Source organism: Streptomyces sp. NBC_00104 (genome assembly GCF_045160825.1).
GTDB lineage: Bacteria > Actinomycetota > Actinomycetes > Streptomycetales > Streptomycetaceae > Streptomyces.
The window spans coordinates 1,093,383-1,118,208 of sequence record NZ_CP108215.1; the positions used below are offsets into that span (position 1 = coordinate 1,093,383).

The following is a 24,826-nucleotide window of genomic DNA, read 5'->3' on the forward strand; positions in this document are numbered from 1 at the left end:
GGCGCCATACGCCGTCCGCCCTTCTGCCCTCCTTCTGTTCTTCTGCCCTCCTTCTGCTCCGCGCCCCGTACGTCCACGCACCTCCGCTCACCGATCGGGAGGGAATGTGACCGCCCCCGTAAGCTCCTCCGAAAGCGCACCGGAGCCCGCCGACGAACGGCAGTTCACCAGCCTCAGTACCCGGGCCGCGCGGCAGCTCGCGACGACCACCACAAGTCCGAACCGCACGTGCAGGCCATCACCTCCCGGTGGCTGCTCAGGACGCTGCCGTGGGTGGACGTCAAGGGCGGCACCTACCGAGTCAACCGCCGTCTCCAGCTGCGCATCGGCCGGGGCCGGGTGCAGTTCGACCAGAACGGCGCCGACGACGTCAGGGTCATCCCGGAGACGCTCACCGAACTCCTCGCGCTGCGCGGCTACTTGGACGTCGCGGCCCTGCGGGAGATCTCCTCCCGGTTCCGGGTGCGGGAGGTACGCGCCGGCCAGGTGCTGGTGGACGCAGGACAGCCGGTGACCGAGGCGTATCTCGTGGTACACGGCCGGTTCACGCGGTACACCATCGGCAAGTACGGCGAGGAGGAGGTCCTCGGCGTCATCAGTGACGGTGACGGTCTGGGCGACGAGGCCATCGGCCACGCCGACCCGCTGTGGCTCAGCTCGGTGCGGGCCGACACCGCGGGTGTGGTGCTGGCGCTCAACTGGGACGTGCTGATGGCGTTCGTGGAGCGCACACCGTCCCTGGCGGCCCAGTTCGACGCGTTCACCGAGCAGCAGCGCAAGCCCGTGAACCGCAAGGGCGAGGCCGACGTGCCCCTGGAGGCCGGGCACGTGGGCGAGTTGACACTGCCGGGCGGCTTCGTCGACTACGACCTCGCGCCGCGTGAGTACGAACTCTCCCTCACCCAGACGGTGTTTCCAGTACCTGCTGATCGCCGCGGACCGGGTCTGACAGAGGGGGCGGCGGGCCCGCACGGTCGGCGGCTCCGGCATCCCCTCCGCCTGCCGCGCGTGTTGGCCGGGCCCGGAATTGCCACCGCGGGGTTCCGGGCGCAGGCTGGAACGAGGAGGGGTGGCGGACAGTGGGCGCCGGAAGAAGGGCGCGGGGTCATGCCCTCTCTCAAACATCTCGTCCGGGAGACCGGCCGCGTCGCGTGGTCGTGGCCACCGACGGGGGCGCGCCGGGGGCGGCGGATCGCCCGGCTCCTCAGGGCCGCGCTCAGTGCCAGCGCGTTCTTCCTGCCGCTCGCCGCCGCGCTGGCCGTGCTCGCCGTGACGGGCGTGGTCGACGAATTCTCCGGGAAGTGGTCCGTGGCGGGGTGGGTCGCGCTCGTCGTGGCGGTGGTCCTGGTCCTGCTGACGGTCAGCCGACGCGGTTCGCGGCCCGTGCGGATCCTCTCGTTCAAGAACCTGGTCGCCGGCGACGACGTCGGCGAGCTGGACAAGGTCGCGGCGGGCTTCGCCGATTTGCTGCACAGCGAGATCGAGCGGATCTCGGAGCTGGTCAGACAGGAGCCGTTCATCACGCCCGCCGATGTGCTCAACCCGGCCGGGGAGCGGGGCGAGATGGTGCTGCGGTCGTCCGCGCGGGTGCCGTTCAAGTCCGGCGTCGCGGCGACCGGGCTGCACGGCGACATCAAGGAGACGGAGCTCGGCACGGTCGCCCTGGGCCCGCTCCAGCTCCAGGTCGGCACCCTGCTCACCCTCGTGGAGCGCGCGTTCGGCCGCACCCTTCAGGGTTCGCTGGTGGAGGCGGACGGGGTCCTGCGGGTCGTCGCCTCACAGTCCGGCCACGGCGGACGCACCTGGTCCGCGCAGACCGACATCGCCGGCGCCGACGTCCGCCGGGCCAGCGCCTCGCTCGCCCGGGAGGTGGCCCACCGCATCGAACTGGAGCGGCCCGGGGCCGCCGAGTCCGGTGCCGACGTCGACAGTTTCCAGCGTCTGGTGGACGGTCTGGAGAGCTATCAGCGGTTCCAGCGGGAAGGCCTGCTGCACCATCTCGACGCGGCGGAGGAGCACTTCCGCGCGGCTCTCTCGCACAGCCCCGGCTACGCGGCCGCGTACCACAACCTCGGACTCGTCTACCGCGAGCAGCGCCGCATCCGCACCGACATCGGGCTCCGGGCGTCGGCCGTGGTGCGCAGCGCGGCCACGCTGATGTGGCAGAAGGCGGTCGCCCTCGACCCGACCCTCGCCCCCGCCCGTATCCAACTGGCCAGAGCCGCCCTCGAACAGGCCGAGCATCCGGACGTCGACGCCCCGAAACGGGCCGAACTCCTTGACCAGGCGGCCCAGTCGGCCCACAGCGCGCTGCGCCAGTCCGTCGGCGGCCATCCCATGGACGGCGCGCTTGCCTCGTACTGGCTCGGGGTGGCACTGCTACGGCAGGAGGCCGAACTGCAACGGAAGACGGGGCCGGGTCAGGAGGCCGCGGAGGCACGGGCGGACGGCAAGGTCCGTGAAGCTCTCCGCCTCTTCCATCGCACCGAGCAGGATCTGATCGACGAACGGGCCCGCCGACTGGTCGAGGACGGTGACGAGACCGCGGTACAGCCGTTGACCGAGCGGATCGCCCATGTGATCGCGATGCGCTCCGAATGCTGGTTCCGGCTGGCCCGGGGCGCGGACGACGGGCCGGGGCGCCGCGCCCGCAAAAGGGCGGACCGGTACCTTCGTACAGCCATCCGCTGGGCCCCCGACATGGCCGAACTGCACGCGCTGCGGGGCCGCATGCTGCAGAAGCACAACAGCGAGGGCGCGCTCTTCGCGTGTCTGGAGGCGATCCAGCGGGACCCGCAGAACCATCATGTGGCGGTCCGGGACGTCGGCCTGTTCGCGGCCGGCTCCCCGGACGTCGACGGCACGCACGAGCTGGCCACCGCCCTGTTCACCGTCGCCGCGCACCAACACCCCGACGACGCCGAGGCCTGGCTCCTGCTCGCCGTCAACCAGATGTTCTGGCGGGAGAACCGGACCGCCGCCCGGGCCCTCGCGGGCATGGCGCTGGCCCTTGAGCCCGGCCGGGAGGACGTACGGCGGATCGTGAACGCGTACTGGCCTTCGCCCGACGGCGCGGACGGCGCGGACCGGAAGCCCTTCATCCTGGATTGGGCGCGGGCCTGGGCCCATGCCCGGGAGGCGGAGCAGCACTTCGACGAGGTGGGTCTGCGGGAGGCGCTGGCCGAGATCGAGTCGCTGCGGTGCGCACCGGGGGCGTCGGTGCCCGAAGTCTCGCTGGCCGCACGGGAGATCGGGCTGCTGCACGGCTCGCTCGCCGGACTGATCCGGCCCTCCGACCGACAGCGTCACCACTGGGCGACGGCGGTCGAGGAGCTGACCCGGGCGGTCACCGAAGGTCTGCCCGCCGGACTGGAGACGCCGCCGCAGTGGCACGTCGAACTGGGTGACGCGCACGCGGCCCTCGGTGACTCCCTGTCCGACGCGGAACACCGGCAGTTCGCCGCGGGGAGCTACCGGGAGGCCGTCGGGCAGTACGACATCGTCCTCGACCGGCCGCCGAAGACCGTCTGCCCCCGCTACCGCTCGGGGCGCCGGGGGCAGGAGAGGCTGACGGAACTGTCCGCCGAGCCGCCGGACCTGCCCACGCGGGCCCGGGCCCTGGCGGGGCGCGCGGCGGTGTACGTCCGGCAGGGGCGGACGAGCGACGCCGTGCGGGACTGCCGGGACGCGTTGAAGCTGGCGCCCCTGTACGCGTATCCCCGCTTCACCCTGGCGCGGCTGTACCGCGACCACCGGGCCCAGTACGACCTCGCCGAGCAGACGCTGCTGCGGTTGATCGAGCTCCTTCCGGCCGGGGAGCAACGGGATCTGGCCCGTCTCGAACTGGCCGTCACCCATCGCGGGCAGGCGGAGACCTCGCAGGGTGACGAACGCGCGGAACTCCTGGAGCGGGCGCGGGAGGAGTTGGTCGACGCCACGCGGGAGGCGTCGCTGAGCGCGGACCTGGACGCCCGGATGCACGAGGAGCTGGCCAACGTCCTCGATCTGCTGGGGCGTTGCGACGACGCGATCGTCGCGCTGCGCTCGATCGGCGGAACGGCCCGGCAGTCGGGCGCCGGCCGGCACCACGAGTGGATCGCGCATCTGATCGCCGGGCGTGAGCAGCCGTGGGAGGTGGAGCAGGAGCTCATCGAGGCCCAGGACGCCTGCGCGGCCCGGCTGACCGCGTTCCGCGGCACGGACGAGGAGCCTCCGCTGCGGGCCGCATTGGTCATTCTCACCGCGCGGCTCGCCATGTTCTACGCCGAGCAGGGGATCCGGCTCGACGAGGCGCGCCTGTTGGCGGAGGGGGCGCTGAAGAGTGCGCGCCGGGTGCTGGAGCCGACCCGGATGGCCGTGTGCGAGGACGCGTGCGGCTGGGTCGCCTTCCGGCAGGGGCGCCTCGACGAAGCGGTCGAGCTCCTGCAGGACGCCGTCGAACACTCCGGGGGCCATGCCCAGGAGTGGGCCCACCTCGCCCAGGCCCTCGAAGCCCGCGACGATCCCGAAGGCGTCGACCACGCCCGCGACATCTGGCAGCAGATCGCCGAACAGTTCCCGCACAGCGGCACGGCCGAACAGGCCCGACGCCACCTCGACCTCCTGGCGACCGGCTGAGCGACCGAACCGGGCCGACTTCCGCGGGGAATGGCGGGCCGCATCACGACCTCGTCGAACTCGGCGCCCCTGCGGCCGAGGTGGTGGAGGGCGTCACGGCTCCGATGTCTCGGATTCGAGCGAGGCGCGCGTCGCCTCGCCGTAGACGCCCGACTCGTCGTCGAGGAGGACACGGGTCAGCTGGTAGCCGCGGACCGCGCTCTGGACCTCGCGGTCGTAGTCGCCGTCGGCGTCGGCGTTGTAGTAGCCGATCTGGGTCAGACGGAGCTGGAGTTCGGTGACCTCCGCCCCCTGGTCGCCGAGGCCGAGGACGGGGGGCCGGCCGTCGGACCGGGTCGGCGCGGGGGCCGCCGTGGCGGTGGCGTCGCTGTTGGACGGGGTCCTGGTCGGGGTGCCGGAGCGGGTGGGGGTGGCCCCGCTCTCGGTCGGGGTCGCCTCCGGCGAGGCGGACGTCGTCCGGGACGGGGATGCCGTGGAGGCCGTGCGGGACGGGGTCGCCGGCGATGACGACGCCTCCGCGCCGGCCGCCGCCTCCGGGAGTCCCGCCCTGACGTCGTCGGGGCCCGAGCCGTCCCGCGAGGGAGCGTCGTACGAGAAGAGTCCGCCGATGATCCCTCCCGTCACCAGGACGGCCGCGGCGGCGATCCCCGCCCCCGTGGCCAACGCCGCTCGGCGCCGTCGCCGACCGCCCCGGGCACCGTCGTCCGGAGGCTGTTCGTCGAGGGGAGGGTGTTCGTCGAGGAGAGGCCGTGCGTCGAGGGGAGGCTCTTCGCCGAAGGGAGCCGATGCGTCGAAGGGAGCGGCCGGCGCGTGGTGCGGCTCGGTGAGGGCCGCCGTCGGTGCGTCGTCGTCATCCGAGGTGCTGGGCCGTGGTTCGTCCATGGGGGCCTTGGCGGCGGCGTCGACCGGCTCGTTTTCGTCGCCGACCTTCACGAACGGCCGTATGCGTACCGGGTCGAAGTCCTCCGCGGCCTCCGCCTGCGCCGCACGTGTGTCCCGATGAGCCTCCGACGCGAGGCGGCCGCAGGAACAGGCCGGAGTGCCGTCCGTCGCCCGGGGTGTACCGCACTGCGGGCAGACAGGGGCTGTCGGTTCACTCACGCGTGGTCTCTCTTCGAGCGGATTCCAGAGTTCAAACAGATCTTCTGCACAGAATCCCCAAGACTTGCTTGAATCTCAAACCTTTCCCGGCCAAGTTCCGTCCGGAGAAGACCGGTTGCCGCTCATGATGTCTTCATGCGCCGGGGCTGGTGCGCGACCCGGCACCGGGTGTGTCATGCCTCTGACATCAACCCGGTGTGCCGGAGTGGAAGGAACCCCGTGAGCCTGTCCCGTCCCCATCCCCGTCCCCGTTCGCGCCCTCGCGCCCATGCCCGTGCTCGCGCCCGCGCGCTGGGCGCGGTCGCCGCGCTCGCCCTGGGCGCGCCCGTCGCGCTCTCCGGCCCCGCAGCCGCGGCGGTCCCGACGTACTCGGTGTATCTGCAGAACTCCGTCACCGGGCTCAACGCGGCGGACAGCGGCGGTACGGTCGCCGCGCACAATCCCAAGGGCAACGAGGACCATCAGCAGTGGACGCCGGTCGCCGTCGGCGGCGGCCACCAGCTGCGGAACGCCGACGGGTCGGGGATCTGCCTCGGGCGCAGTGGCACGTCGGCGGTGACCACGACCTGCGGCGAGGACGGCACCACCTGGACGATCACCGAGGCCGCGAACAGCACGTACACGATCGGCGTTCCCGGGACCTCGCAGTATCTGACGGGCGCCTCCGCCGACTCCTCCCTCGTCCAGATCGGGTCGAGCGGCGACCAGGCCCGCTGGTACCTCACGCCGGCCACCTACGCCACGTCGGCCATGCCGTCCACCGACACCCGCACCCTCGACCAGGTCTCGTTCCTCACCTCGCACAACGCCTACGCCAACGGCGTCGACGGTAACTTCGCCTCGTTCCCCGTGAGCCTCTTCCCCAACCAGTCGCGGGGGGTGAGCCGACAACTCACCGACGGCGTACGGGGGTTCATGCTCGACACATACACCGTGTCGGGGCAGGCGATGCTCTGTCACAACAGCTGCGACGGGGTCGGCAGCCCGGTTCCGCTCGCCACCGGCCTCCAGCGCATGGTCGACTTCCTCAAGGCCAACCCGGGTCAGGTCGTCACCGTCTTCCTGGAGGACTACACCTCGTCCGACGTACTCAAGTCGTCGCTGGCCTCCGTGAGCGGTCTGTCCGACGTGCTGTACCGGCCGGACCAGGAGGGTGTGGCGACGAGCGGCTGGCCGACGATGGCCGATCTCGCCGCCCGGGGCAAGCAGTTGCTGATCTTCAGCGACCGCACACGGGCGAGCGACGTCTCCGCCGGCCAGACCACCCGGAACACCTTCGGTGTGATGTACCAGCGCGAGTGGACCGTGGAGAACTACTGGTCGATGGGCGGCGGGCTCGGCGGCTCCGACTGGTCCTGCTACAGCCGCTGGGGCACGAGCAGACCGCTCACCGCGGACTCGTCCGCCTTCCATCCGCTGTTCGTGATGAACCACTTCCGCGACTACACGATCAGCGGCACGGCCGAGACGGACAACGCCAAGCTGCTCAACCGCGCGCAGAACTTCTGCACCCCGGCCGCGCGCAAGAAGCCCAACTACCTCGCCGTGGACCGCTACGAGCTGGGCTCGCCGTCACCGCTCACCACCGTGGGGAACCTCAACACGTACGTCCTCACGGCCGGCCAGTAGCCGTCGCCGCGACAGGCGGCCGGCCGTCGGCCGTCGCCGTGCCAGCCGCTCGCCCATCCTGCGGGGCGCCGTGCGCATGCCCCGCAGGACGGGCAGCTGGTTCCGGGACAGCTTCGCCCGCTCGCCGCCGCCCGCGATCAGGGCGTTGACCGACGCCATCGGGTCGGCGCCGGCCGACCGGGCCACCAACGCGCCGATCACCAACGGCAGCAGCACCACCGCGAGGGCCGAACCGGTGGCGGTGGCCGTGGCGGTGACGTTCCGGAGGGGCCTCGGGCGCGAGGTGTTCGTGTCCATGACGACAGTGCACCAGCGGCCGGGGGTGCGGGGCATCCGAGCACGTACTCAGTCGGCCCGTCCGACGTACTCAGGCCGCCGCCACGGCTCCCCGCTCCCCCGCGTCCCGGTGGATCGGCGTCCCCGAACCGGTCAGCGGCACACCCGTGCCGCCGCGCCGGGCCGCGACGATCTCCGCCGCGATCGACAGGGCGGTCTCCTCGGGCGTACGGGCGCCCAGATCGAGCCCGATCGGGGACCGGAGCCGGGCCAACTCCCGATCGGTGAGGCCGACTTCACGCAGCCGCCGGTCGCGGTCGGCGTGCGTGCGGCGGGAGCCCATCGCCCCCACGAACGCGACCGGCATCCGCAGAGCCGTGTCCAGCAGGGGAATGTCGAACTTGGCGTCGTGGGTGAGCACACACAGGACGGTGCGACCGTCGGTCTCGGTGCGCCGCAGATACCGGTGCGGCCAGTCCACCACGATGTCGTCGGCCCCCGGGAAACGGGCCCGCGTGGCGAAGACCGGGCGGGCGTCGCACACGGTGACGTGATAGCCGAGGAACTTGCCCGCGCGTACGAGTGCCGCCGCGAAGTCGATCGCGCCGAACACGATCATGCGGGGTGGCGGCACCCTCGTCTCCACCAGCAGTGTGAGCCCACCGGGGCAGTGCGATCCTCCCCCGGACTCCGTCCGGGGGGACCCCCGTCCCGCTCCGCTCGCCGAGAGCTCGATCGTGCCCGTACGTCCGCCGTCCAGCAGGGCCCGGGCCTCGGCGGCGGCCGTCCGGTCCAGGTCGGGATGCCCGCCGAGACCGCCTTCGCAGGACCCGTCGGGGCGTACGAGCAGGACCTGTCCGAGGAGTTCGGCCGGGCCCCGGACGACGCGGGCGACAGCCGTCGGCTCACCCTCGGCGGCGGCCGACAGGGCGGTGTGCAGCACCGCTCGGGCCGGTGACCCGGCGGTGACGGGGGTGACCAGGACGTCGATGACGCCGCCGCAGGTCAGGCCGACGGCGAAGGCGTCCTCGTCGCTGTAGCCGAAGCGCCGGAGCACGGTCTCGCCGTCCGCCAGGGCCTGTTGGCACAGCTCGTACACCGCGCCCTCGACGCATCCTCCGGAGACCGAGCCGATGGCCGTGCCCGCGCTGTCGACGGCGAGGGCCGCGCCCGGGCCGCGCGGGGCGCTGCCGCTCACCGCCACGACGGTGGCGACGGCGAAGTCCCGGCCCTCCCCGGCCCAGGCGCTCAGCTCGGTGGCCAGGTCAAGCATCCCGGCCCGCCATCAGGACGCGGTCGGGTCGGATGGGCAGGTGGCGGTGGCGTACGCCGGTGGCGTGCCAGACCGCGTTGGCGACGGCGGCCGCCGCGCCCACGATGCCGATCTCGCCGATGCCCTTGATGCCGACGGGGTCCTCGGGGTCGGGGTCGTCCACCCAGTCGGCCTCGATGGCGGGCACGTCGGCGTGCGCGGCCACGTGGTAGCCGGCGAGGTCGGCTCCGTAGTGGCCGCCGGAGGCCTGGTCGCGTACCGCCTCCTCGTGGAGGGCCATCGAGATGCCCCAGGTCATACCGCCGATGAACTGGCTGCGGGCGGTGAGGGGGTTGACGATCCTGCCCGCCGCGAAGATACCGAGCATGCGGCGCACGCGTACCTCGCCGGTGGCGGGGTCGACGGCGACCTCGGCGAACTGGGCGCCGTAGGAGTGGCGTTCCCGCTGGGCGAGGGCGCCGATGGCGGCGGTGGTGTCGGAGCGGACGGTGATGCCCTCCGGGGGGATGCCGTCGCCCAGGGCGAGCCGTTCCCTCAGCTCGGTGCCGGCGGCCGTGACCGCCCAGGCCCAGGAGCGGGTGCCCATGGAGCCGCCGGCGATCATGGCCGGTCCGAAGTCGCTGTCGCCGATCCGCACCCGGACCCGCTCCGGTGCCACCTCCAGCGCGTCGGCGGCGACCAGGGTGAGCGCGGTGCGCGCTCCGGTCCCGATGTCCGCCGCGTTGATCCGCACGGTGAAGGAGCCGTCGGCCTCGGCCGTCAGGGACGCCGTGGACGGAGCGGCTCCCGCGCCGAAGGAGGCCGCCGCCGTGCCGGTGCCGAGCAGCCAGCGGCCCTCGCGCCGCAGGCCGGGGCGCGGGTCGCGGTCGGCCCAGCCGAACCGGCGGGCGCCCTCACGGAAGCAGGCGTGCAGATTGCGGCTGCCGAACGGCAAGCCGGAGACGGGGCCCCGCTCCGGCTCGTTACGGGCCCGCAGCTCGATCGGGTCGATGCCCAGCTTCTCGGCGAGTTCGTCGAAGGCCGACTCCAGCGCGAACGACCCCGGTGCCTCACCCGGCGCACGCATGAACGTCGGTGTCGGCACGTCGAGCCGTACGACCCGGTTGGCCGTGTGGTGGGCGTCCGCGTCGTACATCACGCGGGCCGGTCCGGCGGCCGGCTCGACGAACTCGTGGACGGTCGAGCTGAGGCACTGGGAGCGGTGCTCCAGCGCGCGCAGCCGTCCGTCGGGATCGGCGCCGAGCCGGACCCGCTGGGTGGTGGGGCTGCGGTAACCCGCCAGGGAGAACATCTGGCGCCGGGTCATGACCACCCGGACGGGGCGCTGGAGGACGGTCGCGGCCATGACCGCGGCGACCTGGTGCGCGCGGACGCCCTTGCTGCCGAAGCCGCCGCCGACGTGCTCGGAACGCACCCGCACCGAGGCGGGGTCGAGGGAGAACAGGTTGGCGAGTTCGCCCGCGACCCACATGGTGCCCTGGTTGGAGTCGACGACGTCGAGCCGGCCCGCGTCCCAGCGCACCGTCACCGCGTGGGGCTCCATCGGGTTGTGGTGTTCCTCGGGGGTGGTGTACTCGGCGTCCAGGACGACGGCGGACGCGGCGAGTTCGGCCTCCAGGTCGCCCTTCCCGGTGACCGCCGGGCCGAAGCCGCCCGCGTCGTACGCCTCCGGGTGCTCGGCGGCGAAGTCGATGTCGTGCGGCTCCTGCTCGTAGTGCACCACCAGCGCCTCGGCGGCCTCCCTGGCCTGCTCGGAGGTCTCGGCGACGACCAGCGCCACCGGCCAGCCCAGGTGCGGCACCCGGTCGTGTTGGAAGACGGTGATGGTCGGATCCGGTGTCATCCCCATGAGACCCGTGTAGTCGGTCGCCACGCGCGGGGCGTTCTCGTGGGTCAGGACGGCGAGCACGCCCGGCATCGCGAGCACGTCGGCGCTCTCGATCGCGCGGATCCGGCCGCGTGCCACGGTCGACAGCGCCAGCCAGCCGTGAACGAGTCCGGTGAACGGGACCTCCCCGGCGTAGCGGGCCGCTCCGGTGACCTTGTCGCGGCCCTCGACGCGGGTGTGCGCGGTGCCGACGGCGCCCTTGTGCGCCGTGGGGGCGGTGGTCATCGGGTGGCCTCCTCGGTGAGTTCGGACAGGACGGCCACCACGAGGTTGCGCATCAGCGTCACCTTGTATCCGTTGTGCGGCAGCGGCCGGGCTTCGGCCAGTTCGGCGTCGGCGGCGGCCGCGAAGGTCTCGGCGTCGGCCGGCGCCCCGGTCAGCACCCGCTCCGCCGCGTACGCCCGCCACGGCCGGGACGCGACCGCCCCGAAGGCCAGCCGCGCGTCCCGTACGACGCCGTCCCGGACGTCGAGCGCGGCGGCGACGGAGCCGATGGCGAAGGCGTATGAGGCGCGCTCGCGGACCTTGCGGTAGCGGGAGCGGGCGGCGACCGGGGCGGGCGGCAGGACGACGCCGGTGATCAGGGCGCCCGGTGGCAGGGCGGTCTCGAGGTGCGGGGTGTCTCCGACCGGAAGGTAGAAGTCGGCGAGCGGCGACTCGCCGGGGCCGTCGGCCGTTTCGTACGTCACGACGGCGTCGAAGGCGGCCAGCGCCACGCCCATGTCGGAGGGGTGGGTGGCGACACAGTGCCCGGAGGCGCCCAGGATCGCGTGGTTGTGGTGCTCACCCTCGATCGCGGGGCAGCCGCTGCCGGGGATCCGCTTGTTGCAGGGCTTGGTGACGTCGGCGAAGTAGCCGCAGCGGGTGCGCTGGAGGAGGTTGCCGCCGACGGTGGCCATGTTCCGCAGCTGCCCGGAGGCGCCGGCCAGGACCGCCTGGGTCAGCGCCGGGTAGCGGCGGCGGACGTCGGGGTGGGCGGCGAGGTCGCTGTTGGTGACGGTGGCGCCGATCCGCAGTCCGCCGTCCTCGGTCGACTCGATCCCGTCGAGCGGGAGTTCACGGACGTCGACCAGGCGGGCGGGCCGCTCCACGCCGGTCTTCATCAGGTCGACGAGGTTGGTGCCGCCGCCGAGGAAGCGGGCCTCGGGGTCGGCGCCGAGGAGGGCCACCGCGCCGGAGACGTCGTACGCCCGCTGGTAGTCGAACTCCTTCACGCCACGGCCTCCTTGGCCTTCGCTGTGCTGTCGGCGGCGGCGCGGGCGACGGCTTCGACGATCGACACGTAGGCGCCGCAGCGGCACAGGTTGCCGCTCATCCGCTCCCGGATCTCGTCGGCGCCGAGAGGGGGCGGGCCCGCCTCGGGACGGACGTCGTCGGTGACCGCGCTGGGCCAGCCCGCCGCATGCTCCTCGATGACCGCGATGGCGGAACAGATCTGGCCCGGGGTGCAGTAGCCGCACTGGAAGCCGTCCAGATCGAGGAACGCCTGCTGCACCGGGTGCAGTTCGTCCCCGTCGGCGACGCCCTCGATGGTGGTGATCTCGCGCCCCTCGGCCGCCACCGCCAACTGCAGACAGGAGACGTTGCGGCGGCCGTCGACCAGGACGGTGCAGGCACCGCACTGCCCCTGGTCGCAGCCCTTCTTGGTGCCGGTCATGTCGAGTCGCTCGCGCAGGGCGTCGAGCAGGGTGGTGCGGTGGTCGACGGAGAGCGTGTGCTTCTCGCCGTTGATGTTCAACGTGATGGCGCTGTACGTCGATGAGGTGGCTGGGGACATGATCAGCCTTCTTTCGCGTATCCGGGGCATGTCGAAGGGACTCGCTCCGGCAGGCGGTCGAATCGGGAATGCGGGACAGCTGGGGTGCCGGGGCCGGTCGTGCCGACGCTACGATGAAGCAACCGGACAGCTGTCCTCTCCGGGAAAACGTAACGGACAGTTGTCCGGTTAACAAGAACGGGTTTCGGCCACGGATCCCTGAGGAGGACGCGTGCGGCAGAAGAAGGACGCCTCTCTGCGCTCGGACGCCCAGCGGAACCGTGAACGGATCCTGGCGGTCGCGCTGATCGAGTTGACGCGCTCGGCGGACACACCGCTGAGCAGGATCGCCAGGAAGGCGTGCGTGGGACAGGGCACGTTCTACCGCCATTTCCCGAGCCGGGAGGCCCTCGTCCTGGAGGTCTACCGGCACGAGATGCAACAGGTCGCCGACTCCGCCGCCGAGTTGCTGGCCACCCGTGAACCCGACCGGGCGCTGCGCGAGTGGATGGACCACCTCGCCCGCTTCGCCATGACCAAGGCGGGCCTCGCGGACGCGATCCGCCAGGCCACCTGCGGCCCCGACCGCCCGGACAAGCCGGGTCACGGCCCGGTGGCCGAAGCCGCCGAGCTCCTGCTCCGCGCGGGCGAGAAAGCCGGAACCGTCCGCCCCGGAGTCACCCCGGACGACTTCTTCCTCGCGATAGCCGGCCTCTGGCAGATCGACCCCCAGGACTGGCAGGCGCGCGCCGCCCGCCTCCTCGACCTCGTGATGGACGGCCTGCGCACCAGGGCACCGCTCACCGGGACGTGAGTGCGCCGCCCGGTCCGGCCGGGCGGCGCACGGGCCGTGCCAGGGGTCGGCCTCCGTCAGAGCCGCGCCCCCACGTCCGCACCGTTCGCGGGCCGCAGGAAGGCCGAGGCCGGGATCGACCCGTCGGCCGCCCTGGCCCCGGTGATCGTGGCCGCGTCGGTGCTCGCGAAGGACCAGGTGCCGCCGAGGTTCCAGGAGTTGCCGCTGCCGCCGGAGTTCGAGCCCAGTGAGACGTTCGTGCCGTTGGCCACCGCGAGGTTCTTCGTGAGTGTGCCGTCGGCGTCGGCGAAGTCGAATCCGGTGCCCTTGTTGCGCCACGCCGTGCAGCGCTCGGCCACCAGCGCACCGGGGTTGGCGTTGTCGATGAACCCGCCGGCCGAGTTGTCCCACGCCATGCTGTTGCGCACGACGTGCGCCGCGGGCAGGTCCTCGTCACCGCCGCCGCCGAGCTTGAAGCCGTTGCCGTCACCCGTGTAGTCGGGCAGGTTCCAGCGGTTGTAGCCGTTCCCGTACGCGAGGCTCCCCTCGACCGTCACCGGGGAGAGGAACTCCCAGAAGTCCAGCCCGTCGTCGGCGTTGTTCCACAGCCGGGCGCCACGCACCACGTTGCCCGTCCCGGAGCCTTCCTTGATCGCCAGGCCGTCGGCGCTCTCGCCGTTCTTGCGCGGGTCCCGGTTGCCGTGGCTGTCCAGATTGATGAACTGGTTGGCGCTCGACGCGCCCTGGATGTGCACGCCGGACTCGTAGTTGTTCCGCGTGACCAGCCGCTCGAAGACATTGCCGCTGGTGTCCACGCCGAAGATCCCGTACGGCCCGTTGACGATCTCCAGCCCGCTCAGCCGCCAGTACTCCCCCTCGATGTGGATCGCGCCCCGCTGGGCCCGGGGGATGCTGGAACCCACCGCGCCGGGTGTGTACGGCATCCCCTCGCCGTCGATGACGACCCGCTCGCCGTTGTAGTTGCCCATCCTGATCGGCTGACTCGCCGTACCGCTCTTGAGCAGCTGGATATTCGCGGTGGGCGCGTAGGTTCCGCCCCGGATGAGGATCGAGTCGCCCGCCTGCGCCAGATCCACCGCGCGCTGGACGGTCCGCAGCGGGGCAGCCAGCGTGCCGGCGTTGCTGTCGCTGCCGTTGGTCGCCACATAGAGGCTGGTGGCGGCGTGCGCGGCGGGGGCGGACAGGGCGAGGAGTCCGCCGGCCAGGACGCTCAACAGGCCTACGCACGCGGTGAATCGCTGTGGACGCATGGTTCGTCTCCCGGGCAGCCGAAGGGAAAGCGCTTTCCATCTGGGAAGCTAGGGGCTTGTCCCGAGCACGTCAATATCCATGCACGTGATAGACGTTCTTACTCTTGAACGATCACCACCCCGGGGTCGAGTCGCCCGAGACGGCCTCGCGGGGGATGGGGCTGCGCCGGCCCGGCATCGCCGACTCGCTGCCGCCGCGCGCACAACAAGCCAGTCACGCACCCATCTTGACGCGTTAATGACAACGATGGCATGTTCACCTGGGAGCGCTCCCATCTCACCAGGGAAGGGACACACCATGCGCAAGCCCCGCCACTCCCCCTCACGGCACCTGCCGCTTCTCGGCCTTCTGACCACCCTGCTCCTCACCCTAGGTCCGACCCTCGCACCGCCCGCCGCAGCCGCGTCCGCGCCCGACATCGCGGCGGCTCCCGTGCGCATCATGCCGCTCGGCGACTCGATCACCGGCTCGCCCGGCTGCTGGCGGGCGGTGCTGTGGAACCGGCTGCGGAACGCCGGCCACACGGACATCGACTTCGTCGGCACGCTCGGCACGCAGGGCTGCGGGCAGGAGCACGACGGCGACAACGAAGGCCACGGCGGCGAGTTGGTGACCAACGTCGCCGACCAGAACCTGCTGCCCGCCCGGTTGGCCGCGACGCTTCCCGACATCGTTGTCATGCACTTCGGCACGAACGACGTGTGGAGCAGCATCGCCCCCGACCGCATCCTCGCCGCATACACCAAGCTGGTCGGGCAGCTGCGGGCCTCCAACCCGCACATGCGGATCCTCGTCGCGCAGCTCATCCCCATGAACCCCAGCAGCTGTGCGGGGTGCGCGCAGCGTGTCGTCGACTTCAACGCGCGGATCCCCGACTGGGCGCGGGCCACGAGCACCGGGGACTCGCCGGTGACCGTGGTCGACCAGTGGACGGGGTTCAGCACGGCGACCGACACGTACGACGGCGTGCATCCGAACGCCGCCGGCGACGACAGGATCGCCTCCCGCTGGTACCCGGCGCTGAGCGCGGTGCTGGACGCGTGGGTACCGGGCGACCCCGGTGATCCGGGTGGCGGGGAGCCCCTGTGCGGGGCGGTCTTCCGGGCCACCAACGTCTGGCAGGGCGGCTACCAGGGCGAGGTGACGGTGACCAACACGTCGGCGGCCACCGTGTCGGGGTGGACCGTGTCCGTCGCACCGGCGGACGGGGCCCGTCTCACCCAGGTCTGGAACGGGAGCTCCACCACGGCGGCCGACGGCACGGTCACCGTCACCAACGCCTCGTGGAACGGCACGCTCGCGCCGGGCGCGAGCGCCACGTTCGGGTTCGTCGCCACGACGTCCACGACGGCCGGGACGCCGTCGGCGAGCGTCGGTTGCACGGCGAGGGCCGCCACCTCGTGACGGACGGCGGGGTGCCGTCGTGTCCGCCGTCCGCACGGCGAGGACCGCCGCCCCAGGCCGTCGTCGTGCGACGACGGACCGACGGCCCCCTGCCCCGAACGCATCGGAACACCGCCCCATCACCCCCTCCCCACGCCCCCTCTTGGAGCCGCCATGAGATCCCGTAGGCGCACGCCCGCCCTCCCCCGCGCGGCACGCGCGGCACGGACAGCACGCACGGCACGCGCGGCACGGACAGCACGGACGGCACGCGCGGCCGCGCTCGCCGCAGCCCTCCTCGGCCTGCTCCTCCCTCTGTTCGCCTTCGGCGCGCCGGCGCACGCGGCACCCGCGGCGCCCGCCGGTTTCCGGATAGAGAACGGCCGGCTGTTGGAACGCTCGGGCAACGACTTCGTGATGCGCGGCGTGAACCACGCCCACACCTGGTATCCGAACCAGATCGGCTCGCTGGCCCACATCAAGGCCAAGGGCGCCAACACCGTGCGGGTGGTCCTCTCCAGCGGGGACCGGTGGACCCGTAACGACACGGCGGACGTGGCGAACGTCGTGGCGCAGTGCAAGCGGAACCGGCTCATCTGCGTTCTGGAGGTGCACGACACGACGGGTTACGGCGAGCAGAGCGGCGCGGTCACGCTCTCGCGCGCCGCCGACTACTGGATCGGTGTGCAGAGCGCGCTGACCGGCCAGGAGGACCACGTCATCGTCAACATCGGCAACGAGCCGTACGGCAACACCAACTACGCGAGCTGGACGGCCGACACCAAGGCGGCGATCCAGAAGCTGCGCACCGCCGGATTCGACCACACGATCATGGTCGACGCCCCCAACTGGGGCCAGGACTGGGCCTTCACGATGCGCGACAACGCGGCGTCGGTCTTCGCCGCCGATCCGGACGCCAACACGATCTTCTCCATCCACATGTACGGCGTCTTCGACACGGCGGCCGAGGTGAGCGATTACCTCAACCGGTTCGTCGCTGCCGAACTGCCCATCGTTGTAGGCGAGTTCGGGCACAACCACTCGGACGGCAACCCCGACGAGGACGCCATCCTCGCGACCGCGCAGCGCCTCGGCCTCGGTTACCTCGGCTGGTCCTGGAGCGGCAACGGCGGCGGTGTCGAGTACCTGGACATGGTGACGAACTTCGACCCGAACCAGCTCACCGGCTGGGGCCAACGCCTCTTCAACGGCGCGAACGGCATCGCCGCCACCGCCAAGGAGGCCGCCATCTACTCCTCCTCCGGCGGCGACACCACTCCCCCGAGCACGCCCGGCACCCCGACCGCCTCCGCGGTGACCTCCTCGTCGGCCACCCTGACCTGGACCGCCGCCACCGACGCGACCGGCGTGACGGGCTATGACGTGGTCCGCGTCAGCGGCACGACGGAGACCGCCGCGACGACCACGACCGGCACCTCCGCCACACTCACGGGTCTGACTCCCGCCACCTCGCACACCTTCGCCGTCTACGCGCGCGACGCGGCCGGCAACCGCTCTACGCGCTCGGGCACGGTGACCGTCACGACCGCCTCCGGCGGTTCTACGGCGGCCTGTGCCATCGGCTACCGGGTGACGGGCGAGTGGTCCGGCGGCTTCCAGGGCGAGATCGTCGTCCGCAACACGGGCACCTCGGCGATCAGCGGCTGGACCCTGCGCTGGACCTTCCCGGGCAGCCAGCGCGTCTCCAACCTGTGGGGCGGCACGGCGACCCAGTCCGGAGCGGACGTCACCGTCACGGCCGCCTCGTACACGGCGAACATCCCCGCGTCCGGCTCGGTCACCCTCGGCTTCACCGCGACGCGCGGCACCACGAACCCGGCCCCGACCGCGTTCACACTCAACGGGGCGGCCTGCACGTCGACTTGACCGCCTCGATCGCTCGCATCCCCCTGCTGCCTCAGCCCGGGCCCGGCCCGACCCCGCCCTTGAGCCGCTCCAGGTCGGACGGCCGGACCTGGATGGCCAGTACGGCGATCAGGGCGGCGATGACCGTGAAGACGGCGGCCATGACGAAGGCGGCCGAGACGCCTGCGGTGAGCACCTCGTGGGACCAGGGCGGCGGAAGCTGCCCGGTCTGTTCGAACCGCAGGCGCTCGGCCGGGGTCGCCTGCGACAGGAACTCCGGGACCTGTTTCTCCGCCTCGTTGCTGCTGGCCGTGCCGTACATCGTGACGAGGATGGAGAGGCCGAGCGAACCGCCGACCTGCTGGGTGGCGTTGAGGAGTCCGGAGGCGGCGCCGGTCTCGGGGGTGGGGACGTCGGAGAGCGCCATCAGGGTCAGCGAGACGAACTCCATGCCCATGCCCAGGCTGAAGACGAGCATCGGGCCGAGGACACTGCCGGCGTAGGTGGAGTTGACGTCCGTCAGGGTCAGCCAGGCGAGCCCGGCCGCGGACAGGATCGCGCCCCCCACCATGAACGGTTTGGGCCCGTACGTGGGCAGGAACTTCGAGGCCAGGCCGGCGCCGACCGCGATGACCGCGCTGACCGGCAGGAAGGCGAGGCCGGCCTGCAACGGGCTGAAGCCCAGCACGTTCTGCACGAAGAGCGTCAGGAAGAAGAACATGCCGAAGATCGCGGCGGCGAGACACAGCATGATGCCGTAGGTGCCCGCCCGGTTCCGGTCGCGGAACATGTGCAGCGGTGTGATCGGCTGCTTCGAACGCCGCTCGACCAGGATGAACAGGGCGAGAAAGGCGACGGCCCCGGCGAACGAGGCCACCGTGAGAGCGTCCCGCCAGCCTTCCTGCGCGGCCCGGATGAAGCCGTACACCAGGAGCACCATGCCCACGGTGGAGGTCAGCGCGCCGGTGATGTCGAAGTGCCCCGGGTGGCGTTCCGACTCCTTGATCCAGCGGGGCGTCGCCAGCACGATCAGCAGTCCGATCGGCACGTTGACGAAGAGCACCCACCGCCAGTTCAGCCACTCCACGAGGATGCCGCCCGCGAGCAGCCCGATCGCGCCGCCGCCCGCCGAGACCGCCGCGAACACCCCGAACGCCCTGTTGCGCTCCGGTCCTTCACGGAACGTCGTACTGATCAGCGCGAGGGACGTCGGGGACGCGATGGCACCGCCGACACCCTGGAGGGCGCGGGCGGCGAGGAGTTGGCCGGCGTTCTGCGCCAGACCGCCGAGCAGCGAGGCCAGCACGAACAGCAGCACACCGAACACGAACACCCGCCGCCGGCCGAGGATGTCCCCGGCCCGCCCGCCCAGCAGCAACAGCCCGCCGAAGGTCAGTGTGTACGCGTTGACCACCCAGGCGAGGCTCGTCGTCGAGAAGTCCAGCGACCGCTGGATGTCCGGCAGTGCGATGTTCACGATGGTGATGTCCAGCACCACCATCAACTGACACGACGCGATGACGAACAGCGCCATCGCACTCCCACCACCACCTGTTTCCCGGGTGGTGGTCCGCGCTGGGGAAGTCGGGTGTGGGTTGCTCATGGCAGATCGCAAAGGCAGGATTCGGTGAACGGTTCCGTCCACCGCCGCGTTCACTGTTCGACCGTACGCCGCCGCCCCGGCCCTCACCACTTGGGCAGCCGGTGCCGCCCGGCCGCGCTCAGTGCCCGCGGAACGCCTCCTTCAGCCACCACGACCCGTGGTCACGGGTGACCTTGGCGTCGGTCAGGAAAGGGGCGGCGCGGGGGCCGGTGAGCCAGTCGTCGAAGGCTGTCGAAAAACATGTGCGGGATCAGCGCGGGCGGCGTTACGATCCCCGCGATGACTACTCATTCCGTTGGCAGAATGGGGGTCCCGTCCGCGCAAGGTGAGTGCTGATGCTCACTCCCATCGCGAACGGGGATTCCCGGCTTTCCTTCTGGTCGCGCGTGCGCGAGTTCGCCGTGCCACCCTCCATGATCGAGACTGCGACCGCCCGCCGTGCCGTCGGCGACTGGGCCGGGGCGTGTGCCGCCGCAGGCTTCGACATCGACTTCGACATGCGTTCCCTGGCAGGCGGTCACGGCCAGGAGCTGGCGGCCCGAGTCCGCGCCGATCTACGGCATCTGGCTCCGGATCTGCTGCGCTGGCACATGCCGAGAATCGCTCCGGACGGGCTGCTGCGCCCGGGCCTGACCATCACACTGGCCCGGTACCCCGCGGCGGGGCGCGACGGCCCGCACGCCGTGCACCTCGTGGCCCGGACTCCACCCGCCTGGGCGGATGCCGGGCAGCGGATCGGCCTCGCGCTGTGGGACGGCTCCCGTTCCGAGGCCGGTGCCCGCGGGCATCCGCATCCGCGGCCCAGCCGTCGGTACCGGCTCGATCTGCATCGTCATCTGTGGGATGCCCGCAGGGCGGGTGAACTGCGGGTGCGTTCCGGAGCGGATCGGCCGGCCGCCGACGGGCCGCCTCCACCGTGCCCGGAACCGCAGGTGCCGCAGGTGCCGCAGGTGCCGCGGACGGAGATGCTGGGGACGGAGATGCTGGGGACGCTGGCGTCGGAGCGCGGTTGTGCCGTCGAGCGATGGGCGGACGAGGCGGCGACGGTGCTGCGCGCCGAGGGACGGTCCGCCGGATCCGTCCTCGTGCGGTGCGGCACCCGACGCCGAATCGTCCTGGACCTCGACCCGGGCCCGAGCCCGGGTGCGGGTGCGGGTGCGGGCGACCGCACGGGCATCGGCGACGGCGGCAACGGGCCACCCGCGCTGCGGATCAGGGCCGTGTCCGGCGACGTCGGTGCCACCGGCTCGCTGCCGGTCCTGCCCGACGCCGCGACCTGGGTGCTGCCCGATCTGGAGCTGATCCGTGCCGGCGCGATCGAGGTCGAGCGGCTGCATCCGCTGGTCGCGTCGGCGCTGGTGCCGGATCACGTACGGTCGGGACCGTCCGAGGCCGCGGACCGGGCGGAGCGAGCGCGGATCGTGGAGTGCCGGGGTGAGCGGCACCGGATCGGCCTGGTCGACGGGGTGCTGGTGGCACTGGACCATGACCCGGCCGAGCTCCGCCGGGAGGAGCTGCTGGTCGAACTGACCGGTACCCCGCTCCCCTGTCTGCGGGCCATCGACGAGGCACACCGTCGCCCGGACTGTCTGTCCGGAGTACGCGAACGGCTGGACCACGGGGACATCGCCGGTGCGCTGGCCGTCGTCGAAGGGCTCCTGGGCCCCGAGGCGGTGCTGCGCGACGGCCCTCTGCGGGACGAGCTGGAGTCGGCCGCGCGACGGCGGATCGCCTACGGCCTGTACCGGGCGGGCCTCGCCGATCCCGCCCCCGGCCGGGTCCGCTCCCACGTGGGCCGCCGCCCTTCCCGCCACCGCCGTCCCCGCGTGGCGACCTTCTTCTGACCGAGGACCCGGGCCGCACGCCGAAACACCGGGACGCTTTCAGCCCACTACACACCCAAGGTGATCAAACATGCCCACACGCACCCCCTCCGTCCTGCCCACCGTCTTCTCCGATACCGCCGCCTCCGACCACACCTCCCAACTCGACGTAGCCGGTGACCTGTTGAGCCTGCTGCGCACCACGACCACCGAACCGCGTCCCGACACACAGTTGGAGGCGCTGACCCTGGCCGTCGCCGCGGACCTGCCCGTACTGCTGTGGGGTGAGCCGGGGATCGGCAAGACCGCGGCGCTGACACAGCTCGCGGCCGCCCTGGATCTTCCGCTGACCACCGTGATCGCCAGCGTGCACGAGCCGTCCGACTTCTCCGGGCTGCCGATCGTGGGAGACGACCCGGCCGAGCAGGGTGTGCCGATGGCTCCGCCGGACTGGGCGGTGCGACTGGTACGGGCGGGCCGGGGACTGCTGTTCCTGGACGAACTGTCCACGGCGCCGCCCGCCGTTCAGGCCGCGCTGCTGCGGCTGGTGCTGGAGCGGCGGATCGGCGCGCTCCAACTGCCGCCCGGCGTAAGGATCGTGGCCGCCGCCAACCCCCGGTCCTCGGCGGCCGACGGCTGGGAGCTGAGCCCACCGCTGGCCAACCGGTTCGTGCACCTGCAGTGGACGCACGACCACGAGGTCGTCGTACGAGGTCTCGGGGGGACCTGGCCGCGGGCCACCCTGCCGCGGCTCGCGCCGGAGCGGCTGTCGGAGGCGGTGGTCTTCGCCCGACGCGCGGTGTGTGCGCTGCTGGCCGCGCGCCCCAAGCTCGTGCATCAGCTGCCCAGCAGCGAGACCCGTCGGGGCGGGCCGTGGCCGTCGCCCCGCAGCTGGGAGATGACCCTGCATCTGATCGCCTTCGCGACCGCCTCCGGTGTCTCGCGCGATGTGCTCTCCCTGCTGGTCAGGGGCACCGTCGGCGACGGCCCGGGGCTGGAGCTGCTGGCCAGTCTGGACCGGCTGGACCTCCCGGATCCCGAGGTGCTGCTCGCCGATCCGGCGGCGGCGGAACTGCCACAGCGAGGGGATCTGCGGCAGGCGGTGCTCGACGGGGTGGTGACGGCGGTCCGGGCGCGTCCGGAACGGGCCCGCTGGGACGCGGCCTGGGCGCTGCTCGTCCGGGCGCTGGAGACCGGGGCCCCGGACCTGGTGGTCGTCCCCGCGACCACCCTCGCCTCACTGCGCCGAGACGACTGGGACGTTCCGACGGCGATCGAGAACCTCGCCGGAGTGGTCACCCTGTCCCGGCGGGCGGACCAGGCGGCGGCCCGCGCCAGGACGGCGACGAAGGGCCGCCGATGAGCACGGGCGCGCGTGGGGACATGAACCCCGGAGCGAGGGCCGAAGTGAGCACCGACACGAACACCGGGACGAGCGCGAGCATGGGCAGCGGCAGCGGCACAGCGACGGCCGCGAGCAGCGGCGGCAGCAGCAGCGGCATCGGCATCGGCACGGCGACGACCTCGGGCACCGCCACGGCCACGGACACGGCCGGGGGCATGGGCACCGCCACGGCCACGGCCACGGGCACGGCCGGGGGCAGGGGCAGGGGCACCGCCACGGGCACGGCCGGGGGCAGGGGCAGGGCCAGGGGCACCGACGGGAGTCCCGTCGCCATCGGCGCCCAGAGCCTCGACCTCGACAAACTCTTCACCGCCCGGTTGCAGGCGGCGCGGGCCCGTCCCTACCTGGCGACGGCGTTGTTCGCGCTGCACACCGTCGAGTCTCGGCACGTGCCCACGATGGCCGTGGACCGGCACTGGCGGTGTTACGTCTCCCCGGCCTTCGTGGACCGTACGCCGGTGGAGGAGCTGGCCGGCGTATGGGTGCACGAGGTGTCGCACCTGCTGCGCGACCATCACGGGCGCAGCGACCGGGTCGCCAGGGAGCGTGAGCTGACCGGCCCCGGGGAGCGGCTGCGGATGAACATCGCCGCCGACTGCGAGATCAACGACGACGTGTTCGGCGACGGGTTGGTCAAGCCCGAGGGGGTCGTCGATCCGGCGTTCCTGAGGCTGCCGGAGGGACAGCTGATGGAGGACTATCTGCGCCAGTTCCAACTCGGGCCGCGCACGCTGGAGTTGGCGTGGCTGGACTGTGGCAGCGGCGCCGACGGCCTGGAGCGGGAATGGGAGCTGGGGCCGGACGGGGCGCACGGCCTGAGCGACCAGGAACGGGACGCGGTCCGGTTCCGGGTGGCGCAGGGCATCACCGGCCGTCCGGGGTCCGCGCCCGAGGGCTGGCGGCGCTGGGCGGAGGAGGCCTTCCATCCGCCGCAGCCGTGGCGGGCGTTGCTGGGCGCCGCGGTCCGGTCGGCGGCCTCCGCGCCCGGCGCGGGCGAGGACTACAGCTACGGCCGGCCGTCACGGCGTTCGGCCGGTGTGCCGGGAACCGTGCTGCCGAGTCTGCGGCGCCGCCCGCCCCATGTCTCCGTGATCATCGACACCTCCGGGTCGGTCAGTGACGCGGAACTGGGCAGCGCCCTCCTGGAGGTCGCCGCGATCTCCCGTGCCGTCGGCGGCCGACGTGATCTCGTCACCGTCGTACCGTGCGACGCGGCGGCCCGGATCGCCCACCCGCTGTGCCGGGCCGAGGGCATCCCCCTGCTGGGCGGCGGCGGTACGAACCTCCGCGCCGGCTTCGCCAAGGCGCTCCGCAGCCACCCCAGGCCCGACGTCATCGTGGCCCTCACCGACGGACAGACCCCCTGGCCCAGCACCCGGCCACCGTGCCGGACGGTGGTCGGCCTGTTCCCCCGGCATCGCCGGCACACCTCGTGGGACGAGGACGACCCCGACTACGTACCGGACTCACCGCCCGAGTGGGCCCGTGTGGTCGAGATCGGGTAGGCCCGTGGGCACCGCCGGAAATCATTGGACGCCCCCACGAAGGCCCTGCTGACATGGGCGGATGAGCGACTTCTGGACAGGTGAGCGGGTACGGCTGCGCGGGATCGAGCCCGAGGACTGGCAGGCGTTCATGCGGATCGACGGGCACTCGGGACACCAACGGTCGGTGGACGCGCTCTTTCCGCCGCGTTCCGCGGAGGGCTACCGCCGCTGGGCGGCGGAACAGGCCGTCGCCCAGCCGGACGGGGACGTCTTCCGGCTGGCGATCGAGGCGTTGGACAGTGGTGAGCTGGTCGGGGCCGTCTCGACGCACGACACCGAGCCGCGCGACGGCAGGTTCGCGTACGGCATCGGGGTCGGCGGCGACCATCAGCGACGCGGGTACGCGTCCGAGGCGGTGGTGCTGCTGTTGCGCTTCATGTTCGGCGAGCGGCGCCATCACAAGTGCGAGACGGGCGTGTACGCCTACAACGAGGCGTCGCTCGCGCTGCACCGGAGGCTCGGCTTCGTCGAGGAGGGCAGGCGGCGCGACCATAAGTTCTTCGCCGGACGCCATCACGACCTGGTGCTCTTCGGGATGACCGCACCGGAGTTCGCGGCGCGACACCCGTTCGGCGAACTCTGACCGACACCACT

The 24,826-nt window shown here is 72.3% G+C and carries 16 protein-coding genes and 1 pseudogene; 9 read left to right on the forward strand and 8 right to left on the reverse strand.

All coding sequences use genetic code 11. The features are described 5' to 3' along the window. Positions 1–106: 106 nt before the first annotated feature. Positions 107–921 (forward strand): annotated as a pseudogene (locus tag OG272_RS04665) (cyclic nucleotide-binding domain-containing protein); the annotation flags it as partial. Between the two features lie 3,789 nt (positions 922–4,710). Here OG272_RS04665 and OG272_RS04670 read toward each other — a convergent pair. Next, the gene (locus OG272_RS04670) at positions 4,711–5,718 is read right to left on the reverse strand and encodes a peptidoglycan-binding protein (RefSeq protein ID WP_327731091.1); all 1,008 of its coding nucleotides are present in this window, start codon (positions 5,716–5,718) and stop codon (positions 4,711–4,713) included. Positions 5,719–5,937: 219 nt separating this feature from the next. On the opposite strand from OG272_RS04670, the gene OG272_RS04675 reads away from it, so the two are divergent. Continuing rightward, positions 5,938–7,347 carry an RICIN domain-containing protein gene (locus OG272_RS04675; RefSeq protein ID WP_327731090.1) on the forward strand — a complete coding sequence of 470 codons (1,410 nt, stop codon included), beginning with the start codon at positions 5,938–5,940 and terminating at the stop codon, positions 7,345–7,347. Here the strand turns inward: OG272_RS04675 and OG272_RS04680 are convergent. The 5 genes from OG272_RS04680 to OG272_RS04700 form a co-directional block, all read right to left on the reverse strand. Continuing rightward, entirely contained in the window at positions 7,291–7,644 is a 354-nt protein-coding gene (locus OG272_RS04680) for a hypothetical protein (RefSeq protein ID WP_326584825.1), read from the reverse strand. The genes OG272_RS04675 and OG272_RS04680 overlap by 57 nt on opposite strands. Before the next feature lie 70 nt (positions 7,645–7,714). After that, entirely contained in the window at positions 7,715–8,896 is a 1,182-nt protein-coding gene (locus tag OG272_RS04685) for an XdhC family protein (RefSeq protein WP_405892616.1), read from the reverse strand. Continuing rightward, positions 8,889–11,009, reverse strand: a complete 2,121-nt coding sequence (locus OG272_RS04690) for a xanthine dehydrogenase family protein molybdopterin-binding subunit (RefSeq protein ID WP_327731088.1) — start codon at positions 11,007–11,009, stop codon at positions 8,889–8,891. Before OG272_RS04690 ends, OG272_RS04685 begins: the two co-directional genes overlap by 8 nt. Continuing rightward, the gene (locus tag OG272_RS04695) at positions 11,006–11,998 is read right to left on the reverse strand and encodes a xanthine dehydrogenase family protein subunit M (RefSeq protein ID WP_327731087.1); all 993 of its coding nucleotides are present in this window, start codon (positions 11,996–11,998) and stop codon (positions 11,006–11,008) included. Before OG272_RS04695 ends, OG272_RS04690 begins: the two co-directional genes overlap by 4 nt. Next, the gene (locus OG272_RS04700) at positions 11,995–12,561 is read right to left on the reverse strand and encodes a 2Fe-2S iron-sulfur cluster-binding protein (RefSeq protein ID WP_326584821.1); all 567 of its coding nucleotides are present in this window, start codon (positions 12,559–12,561) and stop codon (positions 11,995–11,997) included. The genes OG272_RS04695 and OG272_RS04700 overlap by 4 nt, the downstream gene beginning before the upstream one ends. A 211-nt stretch (positions 12,562–12,772) precedes the next feature. On the opposite strand from OG272_RS04700, the gene OG272_RS04705 reads away from it, so the two are divergent. Beyond that, positions 12,773–13,354, forward strand: a complete 582-nt coding sequence (locus OG272_RS04705) for a TetR/AcrR family transcriptional regulator (protein WP_326584820.1) — start codon at positions 12,773–12,775, stop codon at positions 13,352–13,354. 56 nt (positions 13,355–13,410) lie between these two features. Here the strand turns inward: OG272_RS04705 and OG272_RS04710 are convergent, their stop codons facing one another. Next, positions 13,411–14,604 (reverse strand): right-handed parallel beta-helix repeat-containing protein, encoded by a 1,194-nt coding sequence (locus OG272_RS04710; protein ID WP_327731085.1) that lies wholly within the window; start codon positions 14,602–14,604, stop codon positions 13,411–13,413. 298 nt (positions 14,605–14,902) lie between these two features. On the opposite strand from OG272_RS04710, the gene OG272_RS04715 reads away from it, so the two are divergent. Both OG272_RS04715 and OG272_RS04720 read left to right on the forward strand, forming a co-directional pair. Beyond that, on the forward strand, positions 14,903–16,009 hold the full coding sequence (locus tag OG272_RS04715; RefSeq protein ID WP_405892617.1) for a GDSL-type esterase/lipase family protein: 1,107 nt from the start codon (positions 14,903–14,905) through the stop codon (positions 16,007–16,009). 153 nt (positions 16,010–16,162) lie between these two features. Beyond that, positions 16,163–17,875 (forward strand): cellulase family glycosylhydrolase, encoded by a 1,713-nt coding sequence (locus OG272_RS04720; RefSeq protein WP_405892619.1) that lies wholly within the window; start codon positions 16,163–16,165, stop codon positions 17,873–17,875. Positions 17,876–17,906: 31 nt separating this feature from the next. Here the strand turns inward: OG272_RS04720 and OG272_RS04725 are convergent, their stop codons facing one another. After that, positions 17,907–19,388: an MFS transporter gene (locus tag OG272_RS04725; protein ID WP_327731082.1), complete on the reverse strand. Its 1,482-nt coding sequence runs from the start codon at positions 19,386–19,388 to the stop codon at positions 17,907–17,909. Positions 19,389–19,792: 404 nt separating this feature from the next. Between OG272_RS04725 and OG272_RS04730 the strand changes: the two genes are divergently transcribed. The 4 genes from OG272_RS04730 (at position 19,793) to OG272_RS04745 (ending at position 24,815) form a co-directional block, all read left to right on the forward strand. Next, the gene (locus OG272_RS04730) at positions 19,793–21,301 is read left to right on the forward strand and encodes a hypothetical protein (RefSeq protein WP_405892621.1); all 1,509 of its coding nucleotides are present in this window, start codon (positions 19,793–19,795) and stop codon (positions 21,299–21,301) included. 70 nt (positions 21,302–21,371) lie between these two features. Beyond that, entirely contained in the window at positions 21,372–22,643 is a 1,272-nt protein-coding gene (locus OG272_RS04735; protein WP_405892623.1) for an AAA family ATPase, read from the forward strand. Between the two features lie 44 nt (positions 22,644–22,687). Further along, positions 22,688–24,190 carry a DUF2201 family putative metallopeptidase gene (locus OG272_RS04740; protein ID WP_405892624.1) on the forward strand — a complete coding sequence of 501 codons (1,503 nt, stop codon included), beginning with the start codon at positions 22,688–22,690 and terminating at the stop codon, positions 24,188–24,190. A gap of 61 nt (positions 24,191–24,251) precedes the next feature. Continuing rightward, on the forward strand, positions 24,252–24,815 hold the full coding sequence (locus tag OG272_RS04745; RefSeq protein WP_326584813.1) for a GNAT family protein: 564 nt from the start codon (positions 24,252–24,254) through the stop codon (positions 24,813–24,815). Positions 24,816–24,826: the final 11 nt, after the last annotated feature.

What these genes read in the sequence shown, in the direction of transcription:
- OG272_RS04685 (WP_405892616.1), bottom strand. Translation starts at nt 8,896, where the DNA reads ATGCTTGACCTGGCCACCGAGCTGAGCGCCTGGGCCGGGGAGGGCCGG.
- OG272_RS04720 (WP_405892619.1), top strand. Translation starts at nt 16,163, where the DNA reads ATGAGATCCCGTAGGCGCACGCCCGCCCTCCCCCGCGCGGCACGCGCG.
- OG272_RS04700 (WP_326584821.1), bottom strand. Translation starts at nt 12,561, where the DNA reads ATGTCCCCAGCCACCTCATCGACGTACAGCGCCATCACGTTGAACATC.
- OG272_RS04725 (WP_327731082.1), bottom strand. Translation starts at nt 19,388, where the DNA reads ATGGCGCTGTTCGTCATCGCGTCGTGTCAGTTGATGGTGGTGCTGGAC.
- OG272_RS04730 (WP_405892621.1), top strand. Translation starts at nt 19,793, where the DNA reads ATGCTCACTCCCATCGCGAACGGGGATTCCCGGCTTTCCTTCTGGTCG.
- OG272_RS04745 (WP_326584813.1), top strand. Translation starts at nt 24,252, where the DNA reads ATGAGCGACTTCTGGACAGGTGAGCGGGTACGGCTGCGCGGGATCGAG.
- OG272_RS04735 (WP_405892623.1), top strand. Translation starts at nt 21,372, where the DNA reads ATGCCCACACGCACCCCCTCCGTCCTGCCCACCGTCTTCTCCGATACC.
- OG272_RS04710 (WP_327731085.1), bottom strand. Translation starts at nt 14,604, where the DNA reads ATGCGTCCACAGCGATTCACCGCGTGCGTAGGCCTGTTGAGCGTCCTG.
- OG272_RS04680 (WP_326584825.1), bottom strand. Translation starts at nt 7,644, where the DNA reads ATGGACACGAACACCTCGCGCCCGAGGCCCCTCCGGAACGTCACCGCC.
- OG272_RS04715 (WP_405892617.1), top strand. Translation starts at nt 14,903, where the DNA reads ATGCGCAAGCCCCGCCACTCCCCCTCACGGCACCTGCCGCTTCTCGGC.
- OG272_RS04690 (WP_327731088.1), bottom strand. Translation starts at nt 11,009, where the DNA reads ATGACCACCGCCCCCACGGCGCACAAGGGCGCCGTCGGCACCGCGCAC.